This is a genomic window from Streptomyces sp. CRN 30 (assembly GCF_034105845.1).
Genome location: NZ_JAVRHI010000165.1, coordinates 1 through 8,679, shown reverse-complemented (window position 1 = coordinate 8,679; position 8,679 = coordinate 1). Strand labels below are relative to the sequence as shown.

Below are 8,679 nucleotides of genomic sequence, written 5' to 3'. Positions count from 1 at the left end.
GGCCCGCGCCGACGCGCCCCTCGGCGAGCCCGCCGGTGCGCACGTCGTGGCCGAGGGCGACCGGGACGCCGTCCAGCCGCTCGCGGAGCAGGGCGCGCAGGGGGACGTCGCGCCAGCCGAGGTTGGCCGCGTAGACGGCGGTGCCGCGCGCGGTGTCGACGATGCCGGGCACGGCGATCCCGGCCGCCGCCGCGGGCTCGCCGAAGCGGCGCTCGCCGTACGCGCGCAGCTCGGCGGCGAAGTCGAGGACCGAGGCGACCACGGCGTCCGGGCCGCGTTCGCGTCCGGTGGCCCGGCGGGCCTGGTGGAGCAGCTCGCCGTCGGCCCCCGCCAGGGCGGCCTTCATCCCGGTGCCGCCCACGTCGAGGGCGATGACATGTCTCACGGGGGACAGTGTGGCGCGTCGACCCTGAAGAGGTCTAGTCCACTCTCATGTAGTAGACAGTGTGTCAACAGACATCGTGTCAACAACGGACCGATCGACGAGACAGCGAGATGTGGGGCGGAACAGCGGTGCAGCGACGTTGGACAGGAACGGTCGCGGTGGTCTCCGCGCTGGGTACGGCGGTGGCCCTCGGCGGCTGCGGGAGCTCCGGGTCCGCCGGGTCCGCCGAGGACGGTGACGTGACCCTCAAGCTGGTCGCCGCCGACTACGGCGACTCGGAGGCGAACAGCTCGCAGAAGTACTGGGACGACCTGGCCCAGCGGTACGAGAAGGAACACCCCGGCGTACGGATCGACGTCAGCGTGTACTCGTGGAGCGACGTCGACGCCAAGGTGCGGGAGATGGTGGACGCGGGTGAGGCGCCCGACATCGCCCAGGGCGGCGCGTACGCCGACTACGCCGCCAAGGGGCTGCTGTACCAGGCGGGGGAACTGCTCTCCGTCCCCGTGCAGGCCGACTTCCTGCCGCAGCTCAGCGACGCGGGGACGGTGAACCGGCTCCAGTACGGGCTGCCGTTCGCCGCCTCGACCCGGGTGCTCTTCTACAACAAGGAGCTGTTCGCCGCCGCCGGGATCGACTCCGCGCCCGAGACCTGGGAGGACCTGGCCGAGGACGCGGCCGCGCTGAAGGACGCCGGCGTCGAGACGCCGTACGCGCTGCCGCTGGGGCCGGAGGAGGCGCAGGCCGAGACGATGCAGTGGCTGCTGAGCGGCGGCTCCGGCTACATCGACGACGTGGGCTCCTACGCCTTCGACTCCGCACGCAACGTGGAGACGCTGACCTGGCTGAAGGAAGAGCTCGTGGAGAAGGGGCTGACCGGGCCGACGGCGCCCGCGAAGCTGAACCGCGCCGACGCGACGGCCGCGTTCACGCGCGGTGACGTCGGCATGGTCAACGGCCTGCCCACGCTGCTGCGGACCGCCGCCGACCAGGGCCTGGAGCTCGGCACGGTGCCCATGCCGGGCGCGAGCGGCCGGTCCGGCGGCACGCTGGGCGTCGCGGACTGGATGATGGCCTTCAAGCACAACGATCACCAGAAGGAGATCGGCGCGTTCCTCGACTTCGTCTACGACGAGGAGAACGTGCTCGAGTTCGCCCGCACGTACGACATGCTGCCGGTGACCACGTCCGCCTCCGAGGTCATGTCCGGCACCGAGCGGGACGCCCTCCTCGCCCCGTTCCTCGACGAGCTCCCCGAGAGCGAGCTCTACCCCGTCGGCAAGACCTCCTGGGCCGAGGTGAGCGCCGCGGTCAAGCAGCGGATCGGCGAGGCCGTGGCACCGGACGGCAGCCCGCGGGAGGTCCTGGAGGAGCTGCAGCAGGTGGCGCTGAAGGCGGAGAGCGCGGCCTGACCGTGAGGGGCGCTGTCGGTGCCGAGGGCTACGGTTGCTGACATGGCTGACATGGCTGACGACGCCGGCGCGGACGGGCCCGCGCCGGGACTCGGCGCGCGGGAACGGGCCGTCCTCGCCCTGGAGCGCCGCGGCTTCGAGGGCCCCGGCGCCAAGGAGCGGGCGATACGCGAGCAGCTGGGCCTGGCGCCGGTGCGCTACTACCAGCTGCTCAACGCCCTGCTCGACGACCGCCGCGCCCTGGAGCACGACCCGGTGACGGTCAACCGGCTCCGCCGCGTACGGGACGCCCGGCGCGCGGAGCGGTGAGATGACACGGGCTCTCGGGGTACGGGCGGCCGTGCGTGGATAGGAGTGCCCGTATGGGCACCCACACCGACTCCACCGACCCCCTGGACCCCCCGAACTCCCCGAACTTCCCGGACCACGACGACCCGCTGCCGGCGCCCGCGACGGCGGCCGGCCGCGCCGGGCTGGACGCGCTGCTCGCCCGGCCGGACCGGGCGGTCGTCGCGCTCGACTTCGACGGCACCCTCGCGCCGATCGTCGCCGACCCCGAGCAGGCCAGGGCGCACCCCGACGCCGTCCCCGTCCTCGCGGCCCTCGCCCCGAAGCTCGCCTCCGTCGCCGTGATCACGGGCCGCCCGGCCGGTGTCGCGGTGCGCAACGGCGGCTTCGCGGGCGTCGCGGGGCTGGAGCACCTGGTCGTCCTCGGGCACTACGGCGCCGAGCGCTGGGACGCCGTCACCGGCACCGTCACCGCCCCCGCCGCGCACCCCGGGGTGGCCGCGGTCCGCGCCGAGCTGCCCGGCGAGCTGGACCGGGCCGGCGCCTGGCGGGGCACGTGGATCGAGGAGAAGGGCCGGGCGGTCGCCGTCCACACCCGTCGCGCCACCGACCCGCAGGCCGCCTTCGACGCCCTGCGGGAGCCCCTGGCCGCCCTCGCGGCCCGGCACGGTCTCGTCGTGGAGCCCGGCCGGCTGGTCCTGGAGCTGCGCCCGCCGGGCGTGGACAAGGGCGTCGCCCTGCGGGAGTACGTGCGCGAGACGGGCGCCGAAGCGGTGCTGTACGCCGGCGACGACCTCGGTGACCTGCCCGCCTTCGCCGCGGTCGACGCGCTGCGCGCCGAGGGCACGGCCGGCCTGCTGGTGTGCAGCGGCAGCAACGAGGTCAGCGAACTGGAGAAGCGCGCCGACCTGGTGGTGGACGGCCCCGCGGACGTCGTACGACTGCTGCGGACGCTGGCCGACGCGATCGGCTGACGGCCGACGGCCGAACGGGAGAGGGGGCGGGGTGAGGGCCGGGGTCCGGCCCTCCCTCAGCCCTCCAGCGCGTGCAACTGGTCCAGGAACCACTTCGCCGGGGGCAGCGCGGTCGCCGCGGCGGCCAGCCGCTTGCTGCGCTCGGCGCGCTCGTCCTCCGGGAGGGTCAGCGCGGTGTGCAGCGCGTCGGCCGTGCCGATGATGTCGTACGGGTTCACCACGACCGCGTCCTCGCCCAGCTCCTCGAACGCGCCCGCCTCCCGCGACAGCACCAGCGCGCAGCCCGCGTCGGAGACGACCGGCACCTCCTTGGCGACCAGGTTCATGCCGTCCCGGATGGGGTTGACCAGCGCCACGTCCGCCAGCCGGTACGAGGCGAGCGAGCGCGCGAAGTCGTCCTGGACGTGCAGCACCACCGGGGTCCAGCCCGGCGTCGCGTACTGGGAGTTGATCTCGTCGGCCACGCGCTGCACCTCGGCGGTGTAGTCGCGGTAGACGGCGAGGTCCTGGCGGGACGGGTACGCGAACGCCACGTGCACCACCCGCTCGCGCCACTGGGGCCTGGTCTCCAGCAGGTGCCGGTACGCCAGCAGCCCGCGCACGATGTTCTTGGACAGCTCGGTCCGGTCCACCCGGACGACCGTCTTCCGCGGGCTGCCGTCCGGCGCCGTGCCGATCTGCTCCCGGAGCGCCGCGATCCGCTCGTCCACGTCCGTCTCGTGCGCACGCCCGCGCAGGAAGTCCGCGTCGGCGCCCAGTCCGTGCACCCCGATGCGCGTGCCCGAGGGGATACCGGGCCCGAGCACCGCGTGGCAGCACTCCGTGAACGCGTCCGCCCACCGCTGGGTGAGGAACGCCGCCCGGTCCGCGCCGAGGATGCCGCTGAGTACCTGCGCCGCGATGTCGTCGGGCAGCAGCCGGAAGTACTCCGGCGGGGCCCACGGCGTGTGCGAGAAGTGCCCGATGCGCAGGTCGGGGCGGAGCTCGCGGAGCATCCGGGGCACCAGCACCAGGTGGTAGTCCTGCACGAGCACCGACGCGCCCTCGCCCGCCTCCTCGGCGAGCGCCTCGGCGAACGCGCGGTTGTACGCCTCGTACGAGGCCCACTGCCGCCGGAACTCGCCGTCGAAGACCGGTTCCAGCGGCGTCTGGTACAGCATGTGGTGGATGAACCAGAGCACCGAGTTGGCGACGCCGTTGTACGCGTCGGCGTGCACGTCGGCGGCGATGTCCAGCATGCGGACGCGCTGACCGCCGGTGTCGTCGGGGGACAGGGCGCCGCCGGTGCGCCGTACCGCCTCGCGGTCGCCGTCGCCCAGTGCCGCGCACACCCATACGGCGTCGGCGTCCGGGCCGATCGCCGACAGGCCGGACACCAGGCCGCCGCCGCCACGTCTGGCGGAGAGGTCGCCCGACTCGTCGAGCGTGTACGAGACGGGGCCGCGGTTGGACGCGACGAGGACGCGGGCGCCGGTGGAGGTTGCTGCGGAAGCCATACGCCTCAACCTAGCCCGAGGCCGGAAGACTCAAACGTATGTCTCATCCGTATACATCCCCTCCACGGCGGCCCGCCGCCTACGCCGCTCTGCGCGCCGCGTACTCCTCGATCTCCGCCATCGGCGGCCGCTCCTCGGTGTCCACCGAGTAGGTGCGCGGCTCGAAGCCGTCCTCGCCCCGCTCGAACTGGGTGAGCGCGGGGCGGACGAGGTGGCCGCGGGCCAGCCGCAGCTGGGCCGTGCGGTAGATCGCGGCGGCCATCCGGCCGAGCGCCTGCCCGTCCTGGTGGCGGTGGAGGCGGACACCCACGTCGACCTGGGCGAGGGCGTCCAGGCCCACCAGGTGCAGCGCGTCGACCAGCATGCCCAGCTCCACGCCGTACCCGACCGGGAACGGCAGCCGCTCCAGGAGCGAGCGGCGGGCCGCGTACTCGCCGCCGAGCGGCTGGACGAAGCCCGCGAGCTGCGGCCAGTGCATGTTGAGCAGCGGGCGGGCCATCAGCTCGGTGACCCGGCCGCCCTGCCCGGCCGGAAGGCCGGCGGAGGAGGTGAGCGGCCGGTCGTACATCGCCTTGACCAGGTCGACGCCGGGGTCGGTGAGCAGCGGGCCCACGATGCCCAGGACGAAGTCGGACGAGAACTCCCTGAGGTCCGCGTCGACGAAACAGACGATGTCCCCGTGGGTGACGAGCAGGGAGCGCCACAGCACCTCGCCCTTGCCGGGCACGGCCGGCAGCCGGGGCAGGATCGCGTCGCGGTGGACGACTCTCGCGCCCGCCGCGGCGGCCACCTCCGAGGTGCGGTCGGTCGACCCCGAGTCGACGACGACGATCTCGTCGACGAGCGGGGTGCGCTCCACGAGGTCACGGCGGATCGCGGCGACGATCCCGCCGACCGTCGCCTCCTCGTTGAGCGCGGGCAGGACGACACTGACCGACTGGCCCGTGGCCCGTTTCGCGGCCATGACCCGGTGCAGCGGGCGGTCGTTCACGGACCAGGAGCGGGTGCTCAGCCAGCGCTCGACTTCTTCCAGCACAGCCTGCGGCTCCTCCCTTTTTCGATCACACAGGACGTACGTGTGATCCATCTCGCGGTGCGGACGACTCCCTCAACTGTCCTGGCCGTCGGTTACAGTCTTGAACAACGCGGATGACCATCGCATGTCGGGGGTCACCGCTGTTCACAACCGAATACCGCTCATCCAGAGGGGCAGAGGGACACGGCCCGTTGAAGCCCCGGCAACCCTCCAGCCGGCTCTCGTAGCGATCACTGACGGTCATTGGCGACTGTTGATCGACTCCGCGGGGCTCCCGGCTAGGGAAGGTGCCAAATCCGTCTCACGGCGAAGTGCGTCGTGAGGAAGATGAGGAGAAAGGGCCTCGCCTCCATGGCTGCGCAGACAGTTGCAAGCACCACCGAATCCGGTGTCACCACCCCCTCCCCCGTGGATCTCGGCCCCGCCGCCGCGCTGTCCTGTCGCGAGTGCGGCCACCGCGTCCCGCTCGGCCCGGTCTTCGCCTGCGAGGAATGCTTCGGACCGCTGGAGATCGCCTACGACTTCTCCGCGTACGACACCGAGGAACTGCGCCGGCGCATCGAGTCCGGCCCCGCGAACATCTGGCGTTACGCGCCCCTGCTGCCCGTCCCGGCCGACGTAGCCGGGAAGCCGAACCTCAACCCCGGCTGGACCAAGCTCGTCAAGGCCGACAATCTGGCCCGTGAGCTCGGTGTGACCGGTGGGCTCTACGTGAAGGACGACTCCGGCAACCCGACCCACTCCTTCAAGGACCGGGTCGTCGCCCAGGCCCTGGAGGCCGCGCGCGCCTTCGGCTTCACCACCCTCTCCTGCTCCTCCACGGGCAACCTGGCCGGCGCCGTCGGCGCGGCCGCCGCCCGGGCCGGCTTCCGCTCCTGCGTGTTCATCCCGCACGACCTGGAGCAGGGCAAGGTCGTCATGGCCGCCGTCTACGGCGGTGACCTCGTCGGCATCGAGGGCAACTACGACGACGTCAACCGCTTCTGCTCCGAGCTCATCGGCGACCCGGCGGGCGAGGGCTGGGGCTTCGTCAACGTCAACCTGCGGCCGTACTACGCCGAGGGCTCCAAGACGCTGGCGTACGAGATCTGCGAGCAGCTCGGCTGGAAGCTCCCCGACCAGATCGTCGTCCCGATCGCCTCCGGCTCCCAGCTCACGAAGATCGACAAGGGGCTGCAGGAGCTCATCAGGCTCGGGCTCGTCGAGGACCGGCCGTACAGGATCTTCGGCGCGCAGGCCGAGGGCTGCTCGCCGGTGTCGGTGGCCTACAAGGACGGCCACGACGTCGTCCGTCCGCAGAAGCCGGACACCATCGCCAAGTCGCTCGCCATCGGCAACCCGGCCGACGGCCCCTACGTCCTCGACATCGCGCGCCGTACGGGCGGTGCGGTGGAGGACGTGGACGACGCGGAGATCGTGGACGCGATCAAGCTGCTCGCACGCACCGAGGGCATCTTCGCCGAGACGGCGGGCGGGGTGACCGTCGGTGTCACCCGCAAGCTGATCAAGAGCGGTCTGCTCGACCCGGAGAAGACGACCGTCGTCCTCAACACCGGCGACGGCCTCAAGACGCTGGACGCGGTGGCCGACACCGGGCTCACCGCGACGATCCGCCCCAGCCTCGACGCGTTCCACGAGGCCGGTCTCGCGTAGCCGCTCCGCCCGGCCGCCCCTTCACACGACTTCGCGCCCTCGGGGGCGCCGCCCCACCAGCTTCAGGAGGTTCCACCCATGAGCGTCACCGTCCGCATCCCCACGATCCTGCGCACCTACACCGGCGGCAAGGCGGAGGTGAGCGCCGAGGGAACGACGCTCGCCGAGGTCCTCGCCGACCTGGAGAAGAACCACACGGGCATCGGCGCCCGCGTCCTGGACGACCAGGGCAAGCTGCGCCGTTTCGTGAACGTGTACGTCAACGACGACGACGTCCGTTTCGAGCAGGGCCTGGAGACGGCGACCCCCGACGGGGCGGGCGTTTCGATCATTCCGGCCGTCGCCGGCGGCTGATCATTATCACTGGTAACTCGGGTGACCGAGAGTTTCCGGAATTGCCCCTTCCGTAAGAGAAACGGAGGGGGCAATTCTGCATGGTTGAGCACGGTACAGTTGGGGAACCCGGTTCGTTTCTCACATGAGATGCGGAGTCGGCGCATATGAGTTCCCGGGTTCCTGCCCGACGCGATGCAGCCAAAGTGTGCAGGGCTTTTGCGTGTTTTGTTCCCTTTGTCAGGCCCGACTTGCCCTGCATTCGAGGGAATTCTCCGTACATTACCGACCGCCGGTGTCCAGAATTCTCGTCCGATTGACCTGTTGCAGACGGCAGTTGGGCAGATACATTCAGCCGCGGTCGACGCGTTCCGGCGCACACCCCCAACCGTTGGGGGGTGAGGTCTGACCCGGATCCGCGAAGTGCGGATCTGCGCAAGGGCCAGTAATAGGGGAGTTAGGCATGGCTCAGGGCACCGTCAAGTGGTTCAACGCGGAGAAGGGGTACGGCTTCATCGCGGTCGACGGTGGTGCGGATGTATTCGTCCACTACAGCGCGATCCAGATGGACGGTTACCGCACTCTGGAAGAGGGGCAGCGGGTCGAGTTCGAGATCTCGCAGGGCCAGAAGGGGCCGCAGGCGGACATGGTCCGCGTGGCCGTCTGAAGCGCGCCGGCCGCATCGTAGCGACGTCCTCGCCTGGGCGTTCTGCGTTCGTCTTCGAAGGGCTCGTATCCCACGGGGCACCGGGGGTACGGGCCCTTCGTCCTGCCCGGAGCCGCTCCGGGAGGCCGCTCGCGGACGCCCCGGAGGTGCCCGTCCGACGACCCCGCCGTACGGAAGCACCTTGCACTCTCATGGGTCGAGTGCTAATCATTGCGTTAGCACTCTGAAGGTGAGAGTGACAACGAAGGACCGGGTCGGTGAGGCCCGCAGGCCGGGTGGGGCAAGGAACCACGAGGCCGGCGAGCCGTCCGTCGCGGGCGCGGGCGCGGTCCGAAGGAATCACCCCCAGTCCTGGAGGGACCACTTCACATGGCCAAGATCATCGCGTTCGACGAGGAGGCGCGGCGCGGCCTCGAGCGCGGCATGAACCAGCTC

The 8,679-nt window shown here is 71.4% G+C and carries 9 protein-coding genes and 1 riboswitch; of the genes, 6 read left to right on the top strand and 3 right to left on the bottom strand.

Translation table 11 applies throughout. From position 1 onward, the window contains the following. Positions 1–385: ROK family protein (locus UW392_RS16330; RefSeq protein WP_320775733.1), on the bottom strand; the 385-nt coding region annotated here is incomplete at its 3' end. 110 nt (positions 386–495) lie between these two features. Between UW392_RS16330 and UW392_RS16325 the strand changes: the two genes are divergently transcribed. The 3 genes from UW392_RS16325 to otsB are packed head-to-tail and all read left to right on the top strand — an operon-like array spanning position 496 to position 3,059. Then, positions 496–1,797, top strand: a complete 1,302-nt coding sequence (locus UW392_RS16325) for an extracellular solute-binding protein (RefSeq protein WP_320775732.1) — start codon at positions 496–498, stop codon at positions 1,795–1,797. Positions 1,798–1,839: 42 nt separating this feature from the next. Further along, positions 1,840–2,106: a DUF3263 domain-containing protein gene (locus UW392_RS16320; protein ID WP_320775731.1), complete on the top strand. Its 267-nt coding sequence runs from the start codon at positions 1,840–1,842 to the stop codon at positions 2,104–2,106. Between the two features lie 53 nt (positions 2,107–2,159). Continuing rightward, a complete protein-coding gene (gene otsB / locus UW392_RS16315; protein ID WP_320775730.1) occupies positions 2,160–3,059 on the top strand; it encodes a trehalose-phosphatase in 900 nt (299 codons plus the stop codon). 56 nt (positions 3,060–3,115) lie between these two features. Here the strand turns inward: otsB and UW392_RS16310 are convergent, their stop codons facing one another. Next, positions 3,116–4,555 (bottom strand): trehalose-6-phosphate synthase, encoded by a 1,440-nt coding sequence (locus UW392_RS16310; protein ID WP_320775729.1) that lies wholly within the window; start codon positions 4,553–4,555, stop codon positions 3,116–3,118. A 79-nt stretch (positions 4,556–4,634) separates the two neighbouring features. After that, a complete protein-coding gene (locus tag UW392_RS16305) occupies positions 4,635–5,591 on the bottom strand; it encodes a glucosyl-3-phosphoglycerate synthase (protein ID WP_320775728.1) in 957 nt (318 codons plus the stop codon). 158 nt (positions 5,592–5,749) lie between these two features. After that, positions 5,750–5,925, top strand: a riboswitch (SAM riboswitch). A gap of 17 nt (positions 5,926–5,942) precedes the next feature. Between UW392_RS16305 and thrC the strand changes: the two genes are divergently transcribed. From thrC to UW392_RS16290, 3 genes are all read left to right on the top strand, one after another. Continuing rightward, positions 5,943–7,244, top strand: coding sequence for a threonine synthase (thrC, locus tag UW392_RS16300; protein WP_320775727.1), 1,302 nt, complete (start codon positions 5,943–5,945; stop codon positions 7,242–7,244). A 78-nt stretch (positions 7,245–7,322) separates the two neighbouring features. Beyond that, positions 7,323–7,598, top strand: coding sequence for a MoaD/ThiS family protein (locus UW392_RS16295; protein WP_320775726.1), 276 nt, complete (start codon positions 7,323–7,325; stop codon positions 7,596–7,598). A 442-nt stretch (positions 7,599–8,040) separates the two neighbouring features. Next, a complete protein-coding gene (locus UW392_RS16290) occupies positions 8,041–8,244 on the top strand; it encodes a cold-shock protein (RefSeq protein WP_037653356.1) in 204 nt (67 codons plus the stop codon). The last annotated feature ends 435 nt before the right edge of the window (positions 8,245–8,679 follow it).